Raw genomic sequence first — 16,986 nt, forward strand, 5'->3', positions numbered from 1 at the left:
TGCTCGCCAACATGTTTCTGCATATTCCTGCCCTGGCCTTGACGATCTCGTCTCTCGTAATCGTCGTGTTTTCCTTATTTTTATTGCACGATTTGTCGCGCATTGTCACCGGTGGGGAAACCAACTATGTAGTGGCGACCATGGGGGTCTACATGAGCCTGTTCAACATATTCGCCAATTTACTTCATCTATTGATGGCTTTCGCCGGGGGCGATAGAGAATAAGATCTCCCATCGAGATCGAAAAAAGGGCCGGTCTTCCGGCCTTTTTTTATTCAGGCTCGCGCTCGAAGAGCGCCATGGACTCCACGTGGGCAGTGTGAGGGAACATGTTCACGACACCCGCGGCGGCCAAGCGGTAACCTTTGTCCCGGACCAAGGTCCCCGCATCACGCGCCAGGGTCGCGGGATTGCAGGAAACGTAAACGATGCGGCGAATTTGCTCTTGCGGGATAGTTTCCACCACTGCGGCGGCGCCCAGGCGGGGAGGATCGATGAGCAACTTATCGAACGTCCCCAGAGTGGCCCACGCTTCGGGCGTCATCTCAGCGAGGTTCGCCACATGGAATCGCACCTTTTTGTCCAATGCGTTCGCTTGGGCATTCTCGCGCGCTTTTTCCACCATTCCATGGTCGCCTTCCACACCGGTAACCCATGCCCCTCGCCGTGCCAGCGGCAGCGAAAAATTCCCAAGCCCGCAGAAGAGATCCGCGATGCGGTCCTGTTCTTGAGGATCGAGTAGAGACAACGCGCGCCTAATCAGTACCCCGTTGACGGCGTAGTTTATTTGGGTGAAGTCCTGGGGGCCAAACTTGATGGATACCCCGAACTCGCCGAGGAAGTAACTAAGCTGCTTGGGTTGCGTGCCGAGAGGATGGATCGATTTGGGCCCATTCGGTTGTAGGTATATGCCAATATTCCGCTCACTTCCAAACTGCTCCAGCAGGTAACACTCTTCCGCGCTGAGAGGTTCGAGATTCCGAATCAGAAGTACGGTGGCGTCATCCCCCACGGAGATCTCCACCTGCGGTATGACGGCTCGACTTTCAAATCTGGCGAGGAGCACGCGCAGAGGCGTCAAGGCCATGGAAACGTGAGCGGGCAAGATAGCGCAGGAGTGCATATCGACCACGTGATGGCTCTTGCGGTCGTTGAATCCAATCAGAACTTCGTCTCTCTTCTTTACGAACCGAACAGAAAGGCGGGCGCGCGCGCGATAGGACCAAGCCGGACCATGAATGGGAGGCAATATTTCTTCGGGGACGACACCGCCCAAGCGCTTGAGGTTGTCCTCCAGGATGCGCTGCTTGATGGCCACCTGAGCACGCTCGCCGATGTGCTGCATGCTGCACCCGCCACAGCGCTCAAAATACGGGCATTTCGGTTTGACACGTAACACGCTCTCGCGGCGTATATGGGTGGCTGCGGCGAATTCGTGACGCGATCTGGTTTGAAACACACGGTACGCCACGCGCTCACCGGTGATGCCTCCCTCGACAAATAGGACTTTGCCCGCTACCCGCCCTACTCCGCGTCCCTCATGGTCAACGGATTCGATGTCGAGAAGCGCAGGGGTGCCATCGGCTTCCAAGAACGTCATTGCTGGATGGCCAAAGTTACGCGGCAGGCCAGCGCGCGAGGAATTCCCGCCAGTGCGTCGCAGGCGAATTGTGCAAACTCGCGCGCACCAACTCGGTTTCTTGCTCGTAGGCCCGCGTGGTCAATTGTCCGCGAGTCATTTGAAAGCGCAAATACACCAAATAAGTGTTGGCCGTATCAGTCTCGCAATAATTTCGTATGGCGGCGATTTCTCCATTTTGGTAGGCCTCCCAAACCTTGGAGCCGTCCATCCCGAGCTTTCCAGGGAAACCCAGCAATTGCGCGATATCATCCAGCGGAGCAGCGGCCCGCCCCTGGTATAAAGCCAGCAGATCCATCATGTCCAAGTGCCGGGCGTGGTAACGGCTGATGTAGTTGTTCCATTTGAAGTCACGGTCATCCTCGCCCTGCCCCCAGTAGCGCGCGGCCTGCACGCGGTTCACCAAGGACCGGTAGTGCAGGACGGGAAGATCGAACCCTCCGCCATTCCACGAGACAAGTTGCGGCGTGAATTTCTCTATGCCGTCGAAAAATCTCTGAATTAACGCCGCCTCGCTGTCTTGCGCACCGCCTAAACTCCAGACGCGAAATCCCTCGCTGTCCCTTAGGGCACATGCGATAGCCACCACGCGATGTAGGTAGAGCGGCAGAAAATCGTGCCCCGCAGCCTGCCGGCGCTGGTAAAACGCCAGATCGGCCACTTCTTTTTCGGAAATGTCGTCACCCAAGCCATACAGACGCCGAATACCCGTGGTGTCGGGAATAGTCTCGATGTCAAAGGCTAAGACGGGGGTCATTGGGGAATCGAACAAGCGGTGGTTCAGGTGATTTACCGGCGTATCAACGGCGCATACCCAGGCGCTGGCGGGCTTCATGCTAACATCGGCCAGACCTATCACTACAGCATATTGTCAGTGGACCGCCAAAACGCTGCGCAATCCCAAGCGGGCAGCCGCCCCTCAATAAGACACAAGAACCTCCTGAAATGGGTGGAAGACACCGCCCGGCTCACCAAACCCGAACGCATCGTCTGGTGCGACGGCTCCAAGGCCGAATACGACGCTTTGTGCGCGGAGCTCGTGCGAGCAGGTACGCTCAAGCCGTTGAATCCGGCGAAACGCCCCAATAGCTACCTCGCCCTATCTGATCCGAGCGATGTCGCCCGCGTCGAGGATCGCACTTACATCTGCAGCGTGAACAAACACGACGCCGGCCCCACCAATAATTGGGTCGATCCGGCGCAAATGAGGCAGACGTTGCGCGGCCTTTTCGATGGCTGCATGCAAGGCCGCACGATGTACGTAGTGCCATTCAGCATGGGCCCCATCGGCTCCGGTCTATCCCACATCGGAGTCGAAATCACGGACTCGGCCTATGTCGCACTCAGCATGGGCGTCATGACCCGCATGGGCAGCGCCGCGCTCGAAGTCTTGGGCCAGGACGGACCATTCGTTCCTTGCCTGCATTCCGTGGGTGCGCCGCTGAAGCCCGGCCAAAAGGACGTGGCCTGGCCCAGCAACAAGGAGCACAAGTACATCGTGCACTTCCCCGAGGAGCGCACCATTTGCTCCTTTGGTAGTGGCTATGGCGGCAATGCGCTGCTTGGCAAGAAATGCTTCGCCCTGCGCATCGCATCGAACATGGGCCGGGATCAAGGCTGGCTCGCCGAACACATGTTGATACTATGCGTGGAATCTCCTCAGGGTGAGAAGACCTACGTGGCGGCTGCCTTCCCCAGCGCCTGCGGTAAAACCAATTTCGCCATGATGATTCCACCTGCTGCATTCGCGGGCTGGAAGGTTTCCACCATTGGGGATGATATCGCCTGGATACGGCCCTCTACCGATGGGCAGCTCTACGCCATCAATCCAGAATTCGGCTTCTTCGGAGTGGCACCTGGGACTTCGTGCAAAACCAATCCCAATGCCATGGATACCCTCAAGGCGAATTGCATCTTCACCAACGTCGCCCTTACCCAAGATGGCGACGTGTGGTGGGAAGAGATGACGGATACCCCGCCGGCGCAGCTCACGGATTGGCAAGGCAAGCCCTGGACGCCGGATTGCGGGCGCAAAGCAGCGCATCCCAACGCTCGCTTTACCGTGCCCGCGGCGCAATGCCCTTCCATCGCTTCCGAGTGGAATGATCCGAAGGGCGTTCCCATCAGTGCGTTTATTTTCGGCGGACGGCGAAGCACCAATGTTCCGCTCGCATTCGAGAGTTTTAGCTGGGATGACGGTGTCTACATGGCCTCCACGATGGGGTCGGAAACCACGGCGGCGGCGGCGGGCAAGACAGGCGAGGTACGCCGCGACCCCATGGCCATGCTCCCGTTCTGCGGCTATCACATTGGCGACTACTTCAAGCACTGGCTCGATACCGGAAAACGGATCACGCGGCACCCCAAGATTTTCAGCGTGAATTGGTTCCGCAAGGATCCCAGCGGTAAATTTCTTTGGCCCGGTTACGGCGAAAATATGCGGGTGCTCAAGTGGATCGTGGATCGCTGCCGCGAACGCACTGGCGCGGCACGTAGCGTCCTGGGATGGATGCCACGCCGGCAAGATTTGGAATGGCGCGGTTTGGAACATTTATCGGATGAGCAGTACCGCCGTCTCATGGCCATCGACCGCGACTCGTGGGTAAAGGAGTTGGATTTGCACGAGCAGCTTTTCGCCAAGATCGGAGACCGTCTTCCCGCGGAATTTTCTCGGAAGAGGGAGGAATTGCTAGCCAGCCTACTGCAATCCGAGCCGCACTGGACGGTAACAACCTAAGCCGGTTGCAGCTCCTTCAAGCCTTAGCCGAACACGCCCGTCGATAGATAGCGGTCTCCACGGTCACACACGATCGTGACGATGACCGCATTCTTCGCTTGCGCGCTCACTTGCAGCGCCGCCCACATGGCCCCTCCCGAGGAAACTCCCGCGAAGATGCCTTCCTCCGTGGCCATGCGCCGCATGGTCCGTTCCGCATCGCCTTGGCTGACCTCGATCACGCGATCGACGCGTTTCGCGTCGTAAATTCCTGGCAGATACTCTTCTGGCCATTTGCGTATGCCGGGAATCTGCGAACCTGCGGTGGGATGGCACCCGATGATCTGGATGTTCGGATTCTTCTCTTTCAGATAACGCGAGCAACCCATGATGGTCCCAGTGGTTCCCATGCTGCTCACGAAATGGGTGATCTTGCCTTGCGTATCGCGCCATATCTCCGGCCCCGTGCCCTCGTAGTGGGAACGTGGATTGTCCGGATTGGCGAATTGATCGAGTATCTTGCCTTCGCCGCGCGCTTGCATCGCCGTGGCTACATCGCGCGCTTGTTCCATTCCGCCCGCTTGGGGCGTTAGCACGAATTGCGCGCCGAAGGCGGCCATGGTCTGGCGCCGCTCGGCACTCAAGTGTTCCGGCATGATGAGGATGAGCTCGTAACCGCGCATGGCGGCCACCATGGCCAATGCGATTCCCGTATTTCCGCTGGTGGCCTCGATCAGCGTGTCACCAGGTTTGATATCGCCGCGCTCCTCGGCGCGTACGATCATGGACAAGGCAGGCCTGTCCTTCACCGACCCCGCGGGATTATTACCTTCCAGTTTCCCTAGCACGACATTGGACGACTCGCCCGGTAAGCGCTTCAAGCGTACCAGCGGGGTACCGCCCACGAAGGATTCCAGCGTACGGTTCACCGATGTTCCTTTCCCAGCATCCACGACACATAGCGCGACACGCCCTCGCCGACATCGCTCATCGCCTCGCCGTAGCCGGCCTGTTTGAGGCGAGTTAAGTTCGCCTGGGTGTAACTTTGATATTTCTCCTTCAATCCCTCCGGGAAGGAAACATACTGAATCTCGTCGCGCGCGCGCAATTCATCAAGGGTCAACTCCGTGCTTCCCCGCGCACGGCGCGCCGCGTTCACGGTTGCCACCGCCACTTCGTTGAACGATTGCGCGCGCCCGGTACCGGCGTTGAAAATTCCCGACACCGCGGGATGGGCCAGAAAAAATAGATTGATGTTCACCACATCGTCCACGTGAACAAAATCCCGCAATTGCTCGCCCGCGCCATAGCCACCGCTGCCCTCGAATAGGCGTACATGGCCACCGGCGAGATACTGATTCAAGAAATGATAAGCCACGGAGGCCATACGCGCCTTGTGGGATTCACGCGGGCCGTAGACATTGAAGTAGCGCAGCCCCACGACCTGCGCGGTCTTGGTCCGCCAATGGCGCCGCACGTATTGATCGAACAAAGCCTTGGAGTAACCGTACACATTCAATGGCTGCTCGGAACGCTCTTCCTCTTCGAACACCGTGCCTGCCCCATACACCGCCGCGGAAGAAGCATAGATGAAGGGTATTGCGTGATCGCGGCAGAACTGGAACAGCTCCACCGAATAGCGGTAGTTGTTCTCCATCATGTAGCGGCCATCGGATTCCATCGTGTCGGAACAGGCCCCTTGGTGCAATATCGCGCGCACATTGCGGCGCCAGCTTGCCTGCTTGAGCACGCAGAGCAAGGCGGTCTTGTCGAAGTATTCGGCAAAACGGCAATCCGCCAGGTTCTTGAATTTGTCCCCGCGGGTGAGATTGTCCACGGCGATGATGTCCGTCTCACCCCGGGCATTGAGCGCGTACAAGAGATTGGATCCGATGAACCCCGCCGCGCCAGTCAATACGATGCTCATGATGATGCCCCTATCCGAATAGTTCGGCGGGATGGACCACGGCCGTGCCCAACTTGCCCACGACGATGCCACCGGCCTTGTTCGCCCACTGCACTGCCTGGGCAAGAGTGCTACCACTGGCCAGCATCGCACCCAGGATGGCGATGACCGTATCGCCGGCTCCGCTCACATCGAATACTTCCTGCGCGATCGCCGGCACATGAGTGGCGGCGTTCGCTTCGTAAAGCGACATTCCCTCCTCGCTTCGAGTCACGAGCAATGCCTGTAATCCCAAGGATTCCCGCAGGCGCTGCGCGCGTTGAGCCATGTCCTCTTCGCTCTTCCACCGCCCCACCACTTCGCGAAACTCCGAGCGGTTGGGGGTGAGCACCGTGGCGTTGCGATAGCGCTCGTAGTCGTCGCCCTTGGGATCCACTAGCACTGGCTTGCCGTGCTGGCGAGCGCGCATGATCATCTGCTCGATATGGGCCAGCCCCCCCTTGCCATAGTCCGAGAAAATGACCACGTCCGCCGCGCCGATCTTCTCATCGAAGCCAGCCAGCTTCGAAGCCAGCGCGCGCTCATCCGGCACGTTCTCGAAATCCACTCGCAACAATTGCTGCTGGCGGCCAATGACGCGCAGCTTCACCGTGGTCTTAAGGGTGGGGTCGCGAGTGAAGGCCACGGCAACTCCTTCGTCGCGCAATAAACGTTCAAGCTCGCGGCCTGCTTCGTCTTCTCCAGTGACCGCTAGCAAATCCACCTTCGCCCCCACCGCGGCGGCGTTGCGCGCGACGTTGGCGGCGCCCCCAGCGCGCGTTTCCTCGCGCGTGATGCGCGCCACCGGCACTGGCGCCTCGGGCGAGATACGGCTGACGTCGCCGAACCAATAGCGGTCCAGCATGACGTCACCGACCACCAGCATTCGAACGGAAGAAAGATCGGGGGCTTTCATGGGAATGCGCTAGGGCCGTCCAATGGCGTGGTATTCCAGACCGAATTGCCGCACGAGCGCGGGATCGTAGAGATTACGGCCATCGAAAATCACGGGATTCTTTAGCTGCGCCTTGATTTCGGAGAACTCCGGGCTGCGGAACTGCTTCCATTCGGTGACAATGACCAATGCGCTCGCACCCATCAGCGCCTGATCTGGCGAATCGCAGAAGGCGATCTGGGCTTCGCCCGCAAAAACTTTCTTCGCTTCTGGCATCGCGACGGGATCGTAGGCTGCAATGCTGGCGCCTCTGTCCGTCAATGCCTTGACGATGACCCTGCTGGGCGCCTCCCGCATGTCGTCGGTGTTGGGTTTGAAGGCCAAACCCCATAACGCGAAGCGGTGGCCAGAAAGGTCTTCTCCGAAACGCGCCACAATTTTTTCCGTCAACCGCCGCTTCTGCGCCTCATTGGCCTGCTCCACGGCATTCAATATTTTGAGCCCGAGGCCCGCGTCCCGCGCCGTCTTCTGAAGGGCCTTCACATCCTTGGGAAAGCACGATCCGCCGTAGCCACAACCAGGATACAAGAAGTCGTAGCCAATTCTTGGATCCGACCCGATGCCCACGCGCACCTTCTCAATGTCCGCGCCGAGTACTTCGGCCAGATTCGCCAGCTCGTTCATGAAGGAAATACGCGTGGCCAGCATGGCGTTGGCGGCGTACTTGGTCAGTTCCGCGGAGCGCACGTCCATCACCAGGATTCTCTCGTGATTGCGCTGCAAGGGGGCGTAGAGCGTGCGCATTATCTGCGTGGCGCGGTCATCGCTGGAACCGATGACGATGCGGTCCGGCCGCATGAAATCCTCCACTGCCGCGCCTTCCTTCAGAAACTCCGGGTTGGACACGACGCTGTAAGGCACGGTCACACCGCGCGCGGAGAGTTCCCCGGCGATGGCCGCCTTCACCTTATCCGCGGTACCCACGGGGACCGTCGACTTGTCCACCACCACCCGGTATTCCTGCATATGCCGTCCGATGTTGCGGGCGGCCTCGACCACATGCCGCAAATCGGCGGATCCATCCTCCTCGGGCTGGGTTCCAACCGCGATCAATTGAAGGGTGCCATGACCGACGCTCTCCTGAGCATCCATGGTGAAACGCAAGCGCCCAGAAGACACGTTGCTCTTGACCAGCCTCTCCAAGCCTGGCTCGTGGATGGGGATCACGCCCTTCTTGAGCAGCTCGATCTTGCGTTGGTCCACATCCAAGCAGAGCACATCGTTGCCCAGCTCCGCCAAGCAAGTGCCCGTGACCAACCCCACGTATCCGGTTCCGATGATGCTAACTTTCAATGCTTATTCTCCCCGCGAACAGATCACGCACCATGTGCAGATTCAATGCCACGCGCCGATTCGATCAAGACTTTGTTAGGATCCAGAGCACGAGTGACCGGGCGGCCGATTACCAAATATGAAGCACCCCATGCGATAGCTTGCTCGGGCGTCGTCACCCGTTTCTGATCTTGCGCGCCATCGCCCGCGAGCCGGATGCCGGGAGTCACCAATAGGAATTCAGTGCCGCGCTCCGCGCGCAAACCTGCCGCTTCCTGGGCAGAACACACCACGCCCGCCAAACCGCATTGGGCCGTAAGGGCGGCAAGCCGCGAGACTGCCGCGCCAACATTGTCACCCAGGCCCACCTCGGCCATTTCCGCGCCCGTCATGCTGGTCAGCACCGTCACGGCGACGAGAAGCGGACGACGGCCTTGGATAGACTCCAAAGACTCGCGCGCCGCTAGCATCATGGTTCGCCCTCCCAGCGCGTGCACGTTCAGCATCCACACCCCTAAGCTTGCCGCTAAGCGGCAAGCACGCGCCACCGTATTGGGAATGTCGTGAAATTTGAGATCGAGGAACACATCGAAGCCTTGCCCGGCCAAGCTCTCGACGAAGGCGGGGCCTGCCGCCGTGAATAACTCCTTACCTACCTTCACCCGGCACAACTTTGGGTCCAGCACACGAACGAAGTCCGCAGCCTCCTTGGTTCGAGGAAAATCCAGTGCAACAATAATTCTAGGCCCCATGTTGCCCCATCAGTTCGCGCTCCTCCATCCGGCGCGGGGGATAGGTTTCCCAACCGCCACAGGCCGGGCAGTGCCAATAGTATTGGCGCGACTTGAATCCGCATTGATCGCACCGGTACAGGGACAACCCGCGCGTATGCTGATGCACCAAGGCACGGATCATTTCCAAATCTCGCCTGCGCTCCAGGGGTGCGTCGAGAAGCTGAGCCTCCAGCAATTTATCCAACCCCATGAGCGTTGGCGTGCGCTTTAGTTCTTCGCGCACGAACTCGTGAGCCTTGGCAGGGCCCTCCATATCCAACACAGACTGATAAAGGACATTGAACAGATCCAGCGAAGGATAAGACGCCAAATAGGCACGCATCAAGGTCGTGCCCGCCTCCAGTTGCCCGGACTCCTTGTAGGCCGATAACATGCGTTGCGCCACCAAAGCCAGATAGCGCGGATCCTGGCCTTCGATACTCTTCCAAGCCTCGATGGCTTGCGCCGGATTGCCTGTCGCGGCCTCCGTATCCCCCAACAGCAGAGAGGCACGCGCGCACTTTCGGTTCGCCGCCAGGGCCTCGTAGACGCGAATGCGGGCGGGATCGTAACGCGCGTGCGTGAGATCTTGCTGCGCCAGTTCGCAATAATATTGCGCGAGGTTGCGCTGGTTGGGTTGATCGCCGCGCGCCGCGGCCGCGCGGGTGATCTCGATGGCCTTGGCCCAATCTTTCTCCTTCTGGTAAATCTCCAGCAGCATCTCACGCGCTTGCGGTTCGAAGGAAGTACCCTTGAGCTTGAGAAAGTGTTCCTCGGAACGGTCGAGGAATCCCGCCTTGAGAAAGTCCTGGCCCAGCTCGAATACGGCGTGCAAGCGCTGCTCTGGCGCGAGATCTTCGCGGCCCGCTAGATTATGGTGCATGCGAATGGCGCGTTCCACCTCACCGCGCCGCCGAAACAAATTGCCGAGGGCGAAGTGAAGTTCCACCGTTTGCGGATCCACCTTCACCACTTCGATGAAGGCCTCGATGGCCTTGTCCGGTTGCTCGTTCAACAAGAAATTCAGGCCGCGAAAATACGAGCGAGGCAACGCCCTGGATTCGGTGATGAGTTGCTTGATATCGATACGGGCGGCGATCCACCCCAGCGCGAAAAACAAGGAGAATCCCAGCAACAACCAGCGGTATTCGAATTCCATCGTTCTAGGGTTTGCCCGCTTCAGCGGGCACGGCGTCATCCACGGGCAACTGGCCTTGCCGCGCGAATTGGCGCCGCTGGCGGTAGAACGCCGGGATGACCGCGATCAGGGCGAGCATGACGCCCGCGCAAAAGAACACCAATAGCACCAAGGCAAGGGGTGCGTGCCACTCTCGCCCCAGGAAGAACCGCACCGTGACATGATCCGAATTGCGCAGCGCAAAGGCCACGAGCAAGAGGAACAGCGGAGTAAGAACAACCCAATAAAGATAGCGCATAGGCCGTGCGATTATTCTACGCCCTAGACGCCCTCACGGCCAGGAATTCGGCTCAAGTCTCCGTGGACTCCCGGTAGCCAAGGGATGAAGGCAGCACGGAAGCCGGCGGCGCCGGCGATACGGCACCGGCGCTGTCCACCCGTTCGCGCAACTCCTTGCCCGCCTTGAAGTGGGGAACGTACTTAGCCGGCACATGTACCTTCTCCCCGGACTTCGGGTTGCGCCCCGTGCGGGGCGGCCGGTAGTTCAAACCAAAGCTGCCGAAACCCCGAATCTCGATACGGTGCCCTTGGCTGAGACTCTTGGACATGTTATCGAGAATCATCTTTACCGCCAACTCGGCGTCACTGGCCACCAGTTGTGAAAACTGGCTGGCAAGCTTCGCGATCAGCTCTGACTTCGTCATGGCCCACCCGGTTACTGGTTGGTGTTCTTCGTATCGAATTTCGCCTTGAGCAACGCGCCCAGGTTAGTGGTACCCGCATTGGCCGGTGCATCGGCCGCATGCTTCTGCATCGCCTCGCTCTCCTCCGCCATATTCTTGGCCTTGATGGAGAGGTTGATGGTGCGGTTCTTCCGGTCGATGTTGATGATCATGGCGTTGACGCGGTCGCCTTCCTTCAAATGCGAACGGATATCTTCCACGCGGTCGCGGGAAACTTCCGATGCGCGCAGATAGCCTTCGACATCCCCATCCAGGGTCACCACCGCGCCTTTGGCATCCACGGTCTTCACGACGCCGTCCACGAGCGTGCTCTTGTCGTGGCTTCCCACATAGGCGGTGAAGGGATCGCCCTCCAGTTGCTTGATGCCAAGCGAGATGCGCTCGCGCTCCACATCGATGGATACCACCATGGCTTCCACTTCGTCGCCCTTCTTGTAGCGGCGCACGGCCTCTTCGCCGGACATGGTCCAGGAAAGATCGGAGAGGTGCACCAAGCCGTCGATTCCGCCCGCCAATCCGATGAACACGCCGAAATCGGTGATGGACTTGATCTGCCCCTTCACCTTGTCGTTCTTGCGGAAGCTGGAGGCGAACTCTTCCCACGGGTTGGGCATGCACTGCTTCATGCCGAGCGAAATACGACGGCGCTCCTCATCGATTTCCAGAATCATCACTTCCACTTCATCGCCCATTTGCGCCACGCGTGAAGGATGGATGTTCTTGTTGGTCCAATCCATCTCGGAAACGTGCACCAAGCCTTCGATACCGGACTCGATCTCGACGAACGCACCGTAGTCCGTGAGATTGGTTACCTTGCCAAACAAACGCGTGCCCTGCGGGTAGCGGCGCGCGATTCCAACCCAGGGATCCTCGCCCAATTGCTTGAGCCCGAGCGATACGCGATTCTTTTCTTGATCGAACTTGAGGACCTTGGCTTCCACTTCGTCGCCGACCGCCAGCACTTCGGAAGGATGCTTGACGCGGCGCCAGGCGAGATCGGTGATGTGTAGCAATCCGTCGATACCGCCCAAGTCCACGAACGCGCCGTAGTCGGTGATGTTCTTCACCACGCCCTTGACCGTGGAACCCTCTTGCAAATTGGAGAGCAATGCGTCGCGCTCGGCGCCTTGCGTCGCTTCAAGAACCGCGCGGCGCGATACCACGACGTTGTTGCGCTTACGATCGAGCTTGATGACCTTGAAGTCCATCAGCTTGCCCTCGTAGGGATTGGTGTCCTTCACCGGACGCAGATCGACAAGAGAACCAGGCAGGAAGGCGCGAATGCCGTTGATCATCACGGTCAATCCACCCTTGACCTTGCCGTTCACCAAGCCTTGCACGATGGCGCCTTGTTCGAGGGCTGCTTCCAAACTCATCCATGCGGACAAGCGTTTGGCCTTCTCGCGCGACAAGAGCGTTTCGCCGTGACCATCTTCGAGAGAATCGATGGCGACTTGCACGAAGTCGCCCTCCTTCACCTCCAACTCTCCCCGGTCGCTCTTGAATTCTTCGAGAGGAATATAGCTCTCGGATTTGAGTCCCGCATTCACCACGACGAAATTGGCATCCACGCGCATGACTTCGGCGGTGATGACTTCGCCCGTGCGCATTTCCTTGCGCGATAGGCTTTCTTCGAACATGGCGGCGAAACTCTCCGCCCCGCCGGCGGCAAGAACGTTGGATTTGGCGGAGGAGACGATAGCTTGGGGTTTGGAGGTTGTTGGGGTCACGAGGAAATAGTCACTTCAAAAAATCCGCGCGCGAGCGCGAGGTGTGGTTGGTCAATACTCGTTTTTTCGCGGTGCCCTCGCCACGAGAGGCGAGATGCACTACGAATCCGAGTCCGTGGTTTCTACTGCTTGTATCGATTCGGCCCAGGCCAGCACCTGATTAACGGCCTGCTCTATATCCAGTGCAGTGGTATCGAGCAGTTGCGCATCCTGGCAACGCTGGAGCGGCGCCACGCTACGCTGTGCGTCCCGGGCGTCCCTGGCGTTGATATCCACCAAAAGGGCGCGAAGGTTAACACTTATCCCCTTTGCCATCAACTGCTTATACCGGCGCCGCGCGCGCTCTTCGGCCGATGCCGTTAAAAACACCTTCAGCACCGCGTCTGGGAAGACCACGGAACCCATGTCCCGCCCATCGGCCACCAGTCCGGGCAGGGTGCGAAATGCCCGCTGGCGATCGAGCAAAGCCACCCGCACTCCCGCTAGGGAAGAAACCCGGGAAGAGGCATCGGACACGTCCTCCTGGCGAATGCGCTCCGTGACGCGCGCCCCGGCGAGGAAAATCTCGCCACCTTGGAAGCTGGCATTCAGATCGAGGGCCAGCCGGGCCAGCGCCTTCTCGTCCGCCAGGGAGGTTTTGGATTCGATGGCCGCCAACGCCACTAAGCGGTAGAGAGCGCCGCTGTCGAGAAAGCGATAACCCAAGGCCGTGGCCACGCGCTCGGCCACCGTCCCTTTTCCCGAGGCCGACGGGCCGTCGATGGCAATGACCGGGGCACGGCCGGTGATGGCGGCGAAACGCTCGAAATAATTCGGGAAGGTCTTCGCAACACACTTGGGCTCATCGATACGAATGGGCACCTCTCCCAAGGCCACCAGCGAAAAACACATGGCCATGCGGTGATCGTCGTAGGTCGATATCCTCGCGTGAGGCGTGAGGCGGGAGGCGGAAGGCGGTACCACCACCAGATAATCGGAACCTTCCTCCACTGTAGCGCCCACCTTGCATAGTTCCGTTGCCATCGCCGCCAGCCGGTCGGTCTCCTTGATCCTCCAACTGGCGATGTTGCGCAGGCGGCATGGTCCATCCGTGAACAATGCGGCGATGGCGAGCGTCATGGCGGCATCAGGGATGTGGTTCAAATCGAGGTCGAAGGCTTTCAGCGGCCTGGTTCCGCTAGCCTCGATCCAGTTATCACCGTATTCGATGCGGGCACCCAGTTGCTCCAACGCAGGGGCGAATAAGACATCGCCTTGAATGCTGTCGCGGCCCACACCTTGCACCCGCACCGGCCCGCCACCGATAGCACCGGCCGCCAGGAAGTAGGAGGCACTGGAGGCATCTCCTTCCACATAGAGGTCCGCCGTTGCCTGGTAGCGCTGGCCGCCGGCGATTCGAAAGGCCCTCCACTCCTCGCGCGTCACGGCCAGACCAAAACGCGCCAGCATTTTCAGCGTGAGCTCGATGTACGGCTTGGAGATCAAATCACCCGCGACCTCGATCCGCGCATCCTCGCCCGTCAACGGCAACGCCATCAGCAACGCGGTGAGAAATTGGCTGGAAACCCCGCCTCTCACCCGCACGGGCGCGCCAAGCCGCACTGTTGCCGGAAAAATCTCCAGGGGCGGATACCCCTCGTTGCGCAGATAACGAACATCGGCGCCCGTCTGGCGCAGAGCCTCCACCAAATCGCCGATGGGGCGTTCGTGCATTCTGGGCACGCCTGAAAGTTTGTAGTGTCCGCCGCTCAAGGCCAGTACCGCCGTCAGCGGCCGGAACGCCGTACCGGCGTTACCCAGGAAGAGATCCGCTTCCTTCACTGGAAACACTCCGCCGCGGCCGTGCACTACCACTTCCTCTCCGGAAGCCCCTTTGCCGATGCGCACCCCCAATGTTCTGAGTGCTGCCAGCATGTGCTCCACGTCTTCGGAGGCGAGTAAATCGTGCACCCTGGTCGTGCCTTGTGACAAGGCCGCCAGCAGTAAAGTACGATTGGAGATGCTTTTTGAACCGGGTAAGCGCACGCAGCCTTGGGCGTGCGCCAGTGCGGGCAGGTCGGTGTAGGGCGGATAGAGTCTCATCCCTTGCCGCCCAGCCATCGGTTACGTGCGCCGCGGGCGTGCTCGAAGAGGGCGCCTAATTCGCTTGCATCCCCTTGTGCGATCAGGTCACGCATGGAATGCAGCGCCGCTTGGTAGGCATCCAATTCCAATAGAAGCGCATCGCGGTTGGCGAGGCAGATGTCACGCCACATCTCCGGCGAGCTGCTCGCAATACGAGTGAAATCGCGAAAACCAGCGCCGGCGAAGGAGAACAATTCCTCGCCTAGAGGCCTTTCGGCGAACATGGATACGAGCGCGAATGCCAGGGCGTGCGGAAGATGGCTCACCGCCGCGAATACCTCATCGTGGCGCTGGGGAGACATGCCGGTGACTCTCGCACCGCACGTCACCCAAGCTGCGCGAACCAGTTCAATCGCCGCGGCACTGGTTTCCTCCAGGGGGGCCAGCACCACCATGCGGTTGCGGTAAAGCGCCGCATCGGCGGCCCCCGCACCCGAATGCTCCGCCCCCGCAATGGGATGGGCGGGCACGAACTGCGATAGTTTGCCGCCAAAGGTTTTTCTCGCGGCGGCCACGACGTCTTGCTTCGTGCTACCGCCATCGGTCACCACGCAATTGGCCGGGAGATGCGGAACAATGCTCGCCATCACGGCGGCGGTCTGCGCGACAGGTACCGCCAGCAGCACCAGATCGGCATCATGCAACACCGTATCTAAGTCCCAGCCCATCTCATCGATGGCGCCACGCTCCAGGGCCACATCCAAATTCGCGCGGCTGCGCCCAACCCCCACCACCTTGCGCACGGCACCCGCCTGCTTGAGCGCAAGGGCGAAGGAGGCGCCGATCAATCCAACGCCAAACACCACCAGCTTGCCAATACTGAATGCGCTATCCCGCAAAGACGGAGCCTAGGCGTGTAGAGAAGCAGCGAGCGCGCTCAGGAAGCGCTCGTTCTCGCGCGGCAAGCCGATGCTCACCCGCAGATGTTCCGGCATGCCGTATCCGGCCACGGGCCGCACGATCACGCCTTGGCGCAGCAGGCGTTGGTAGACCTCGCCAGCGGCTCCCACCTTCACCGTCACGAAATTTCCGTGGGAGGCAATGTATTGCAGACCAAACCGGGTCACGCCTTCGGTGATCTGAATCATCCCTTGCGCATTCGCGGCGGCGGATCCGCGCACAAAGTCCTGGTCGGCAAGCGCGTCCACTGCCGCGGCTTGCGCCAGGCTGCTCACGTTGAAGGGTTGGCGCACCCGGTTGAGAAGCCCCGCCACTTCCGTGTGCATTAGAGCGTAGCCCACCCGCAACCCGGCCAAGCCGTAGGCCTTGGACAAGGTGCGGGTGATGACGAGATTGGGGAACTCCCCCAGCCATGCGGCCGTGTTCACGCGCAACGCGTCGCTCAGGTACTCGTTATAGGCTTCATCCACAACCACGATGACCGAAGCCGGTATGCGGGCTATGGCGCGTTTCAGCACCTGCGCCGGGACGAAGGTTCCGGTAGGGTTGTTGGGGTTCGCGATCCACAGCACGCGGGTATCGTGGCGCACCGCCGCCACCATGGCGTCCAGATCGTGCCCGAAATTCTTCGCTGGCACGGCGATGGGCGTGGCGCCCATGGCCTGCACTGCCAGCGGATAGACGATGAATGCGTACTGCGAGTAGACGGATGAGCATCCCGGATGGAGCATGGCCTTGGCCACCATCTCCAGGACATCGTTGGAGCCACTACCCAAGACAATTTGCTCCTGCGCGACCGAGCAATGTTTGGCGATAGCCGCCTTGAGGGAGAAGCCGTTGCTGTCCGGATAACGCGCCACCTCGGCCATTTCCCGTTCCACGGCTTGCCGCGCCAGGGGGCTGCATCCCAAGGGGTTCTCGTTGGAGGCCAACTTGACGATGTTGTTTTCGTCCAAGCCCATCTCCCGTGCCAGTTCGGAAATAGGCTTGCCGGCCTGGTAGGGCGCGATGGCGCGCACGTAGGAAGGCGCGAGTTCGCAAGCGTCGGTCAT

General features: G+C 60.0%; 16 protein-coding genes. 2 read left to right on the top strand and 14 right to left on the bottom strand.

What is annotated here, in order from left to right; translation table 11 throughout:
- Positions 1 to 224, top strand: a 224-nt coding sequence (locus tag EXR36_08035; protein MSQ59579.1) for a BAX inhibitor (BI)-1/YccA family protein, incomplete at its 5' end; no start/stop codon positions are given.
- A gap of 46 nt (positions 225 to 270) precedes the next feature.
- On the opposite strand, the gene rlmD is transcribed toward EXR36_08035, so the two are convergent.
- Positions 271 to 1,599, bottom strand: a complete 1,329-nt coding sequence (gene rlmD / locus EXR36_08040) for a 23S rRNA (uracil(1939)-C(5))-methyltransferase RlmD (GenBank protein ID MSQ59580.1) — start codon at positions 1,597 to 1,599, stop codon at positions 271 to 273.
- A gap of 16 nt (positions 1,600 to 1,615) precedes the next feature.
- Positions 1,616 to 2,395 carry a 3'-5' exonuclease gene (locus EXR36_08045; GenBank protein MSQ59581.1) on the bottom strand — a complete coding sequence of 260 codons (780 nt, stop codon included), beginning with the start codon at positions 2,393 to 2,395 and terminating at the stop codon, positions 1,616 to 1,618.
- A gap of 117 nt (positions 2,396 to 2,512) precedes the next feature.
- Here EXR36_08045 and EXR36_08050 point away from each other — a divergent pair, with 117 nt between their 5' ends.
- Entirely contained in the window at positions 2,513 to 4,375 is a 1,863-nt protein-coding gene (locus EXR36_08050) for a phosphoenolpyruvate carboxykinase (GTP) (protein MSQ59582.1), read from the top strand.
- Positions 4,376 to 4,398: 23 nt separating this feature from the next.
- On the opposite strand, the gene cysM is transcribed toward EXR36_08050, so the two are convergent.
- From cysM to EXR36_08110, 12 genes are all read right to left on the bottom strand, one after another.
- Complete coding sequence (gene cysM, locus EXR36_08055; GenBank protein ID MSQ59583.1) at positions 4,399 to 5,283, bottom strand: cysteine synthase CysM; 885 nt, start codon at positions 5,281 to 5,283, stop codon at positions 4,399 to 4,401.
- Positions 5,280 to 6,281, bottom strand: a complete 1,002-nt coding sequence (rfaD, locus tag EXR36_08060; protein MSQ59584.1) for an ADP-glyceromanno-heptose 6-epimerase — start codon at positions 6,279 to 6,281, stop codon at positions 5,280 to 5,282. The genes cysM and rfaD overlap by 4 nt, the downstream gene beginning before the upstream one ends.
- 10 nt (positions 6,282 to 6,291) lie before the next feature.
- Positions 6,292 to 7,215 (bottom strand): D-glycero-beta-D-manno-heptose-7-phosphate kinase, encoded by a 924-nt coding sequence (gene rfaE1, locus EXR36_08065; protein MSQ59585.1) that lies wholly within the window; start codon positions 7,213 to 7,215, stop codon positions 6,292 to 6,294.
- Between the two features lie 9 nt (positions 7,216 to 7,224).
- Entirely contained in the window at positions 7,225 to 8,547 is a 1,323-nt protein-coding gene (locus EXR36_08070) for a UDP-glucose/GDP-mannose dehydrogenase family protein (GenBank protein MSQ59586.1), read from the bottom strand.
- Positions 8,548 to 8,570: 23 nt separating this feature from the next.
- Positions 8,571 to 9,278: an orotidine-5'-phosphate decarboxylase gene (locus EXR36_08075; protein MSQ59587.1), complete on the bottom strand. Its 708-nt coding sequence runs from the start codon at positions 9,276 to 9,278 to the stop codon at positions 8,571 to 8,573.
- Positions 9,268 to 10,458: a lipopolysaccharide assembly protein LapB gene (gene lapB / locus EXR36_08080; protein MSQ59588.1), complete on the bottom strand. Its 1,191-nt coding sequence runs from the start codon at positions 10,456 to 10,458 to the stop codon at positions 9,268 to 9,270. The genes EXR36_08075 and lapB overlap by 11 nt, the downstream gene beginning before the upstream one ends.
- 4 nt (positions 10,459 to 10,462) lie before the next feature.
- Positions 10,463 to 10,735, bottom strand: a complete 273-nt coding sequence (locus tag EXR36_08085; protein ID MSQ59589.1) for a LapA family protein — start codon at positions 10,733 to 10,735, stop codon at positions 10,463 to 10,465.
- A gap of 52 nt (positions 10,736 to 10,787) precedes the next feature.
- On the bottom strand, positions 10,788 to 11,141 hold the full coding sequence (locus EXR36_08090; GenBank protein MSQ59590.1) for an integration host factor subunit beta: 354 nt from the start codon (positions 11,139 to 11,141) through the stop codon (positions 10,788 to 10,790).
- An 11-nt stretch (positions 11,142 to 11,152) separates the two neighbouring features.
- Complete coding sequence (locus tag EXR36_08095) at positions 11,153 to 12,820, bottom strand: 30S ribosomal protein S1 (GenBank protein MSQ59591.1); 1,668 nt, start codon at positions 12,818 to 12,820, stop codon at positions 11,153 to 11,155.
- Between the two features lie 189 nt (positions 12,821 to 13,009).
- Positions 13,010 to 14,992 carry a bifunctional 3-phosphoshikimate 1-carboxyvinyltransferase/cytidylate kinase gene (locus tag EXR36_08100; protein MSQ59592.1) on the bottom strand — a complete coding sequence of 661 codons (1,983 nt, stop codon included), beginning with the start codon at positions 14,990 to 14,992 and terminating at the stop codon, positions 13,010 to 13,012.
- A complete protein-coding gene (locus tag EXR36_08105; GenBank protein ID MSQ59593.1) occupies positions 14,989 to 15,852 on the bottom strand; it encodes a prephenate dehydrogenase/arogenate dehydrogenase family protein in 864 nt (287 codons plus the stop codon). The genes EXR36_08100 and EXR36_08105 overlap by 4 nt, the downstream gene beginning before the upstream one ends.
- A 30-nt stretch (positions 15,853 to 15,882) precedes the next feature.
- Positions 15,883 to 16,986, bottom strand: a complete 1,104-nt coding sequence (locus EXR36_08110; GenBank protein MSQ59594.1) for a histidinol-phosphate transaminase — start codon at positions 16,984 to 16,986, stop codon at positions 15,883 to 15,885.

This window comes from Betaproteobacteria bacterium (assembly GCA_009693245.1).
Taxonomy (GTDB): domain Bacteria; phylum Pseudomonadota; class Gammaproteobacteria; order Burkholderiales; family SHXO01; genus SHXO01.

Bases quoted from the DNA above. Each gene is read 5' to 3' on its own strand.
- rfaE1 (MSQ59585.1), bottom strand. From the start codon at position 7,215: ATGAAAGCCCCCGATCTTTCTTCCGTTCGAATGCTGGTGGTCGGTGAC.
- rlmD (MSQ59580.1), bottom strand. From the start codon at position 1,599: ATGACGTTCTTGGAAGCCGATGGCACCCCTGCGCTTCTCGACATCGAA.
- EXR36_08090 (MSQ59590.1), bottom strand. From the start codon at position 11,141: ATGACGAAGTCAGAGCTGATCGCGAAGCTTGCCAGCCAGTTTTCACAA.
- lapB (MSQ59588.1), bottom strand. From the start codon at position 10,458: ATGGAATTCGAATACCGCTGGTTGTTGCTGGGATTCTCCTTGTTTTTC.
- EXR36_08085 (MSQ59589.1), bottom strand. From the start codon at position 10,735: ATGCGCTATCTTTATTGGGTTGTTCTTACTCCGCTGTTCCTCTTGCTC.
- EXR36_08075 (MSQ59587.1), bottom strand. From the start codon at position 9,278: ATGGGGCCTAGAATTATTGTTGCACTGGATTTTCCTCGAACCAAGGAG.
- EXR36_08100 (MSQ59592.1), bottom strand. From the start codon at position 14,992: ATGAGACTCTATCCGCCCTACACCGACCTGCCCGCACTGGCGCACGCC.
- rfaD (MSQ59584.1), bottom strand. From the start codon at position 6,281: ATGAGCATCGTATTGACTGGCGCGGCGGGGTTCATCGGATCCAATCTC.
- EXR36_08110 (MSQ59594.1), bottom strand. From the start codon at position 16,986: ATGACCGACGCTTGCGAACTCGCGCCTTCCTACGTGCGCGCCATCGCG.
- EXR36_08045 (MSQ59581.1), bottom strand. From the start codon at position 2,395: ATGACCCCCGTCTTAGCCTTTGACATCGAGACTATTCCCGACACCACG.
- EXR36_08095 (MSQ59591.1), bottom strand. From the start codon at position 12,820: ATGTTCGAAGAAAGCCTATCGCGCAAGGAAATGCGCACGGGCGAAGTC.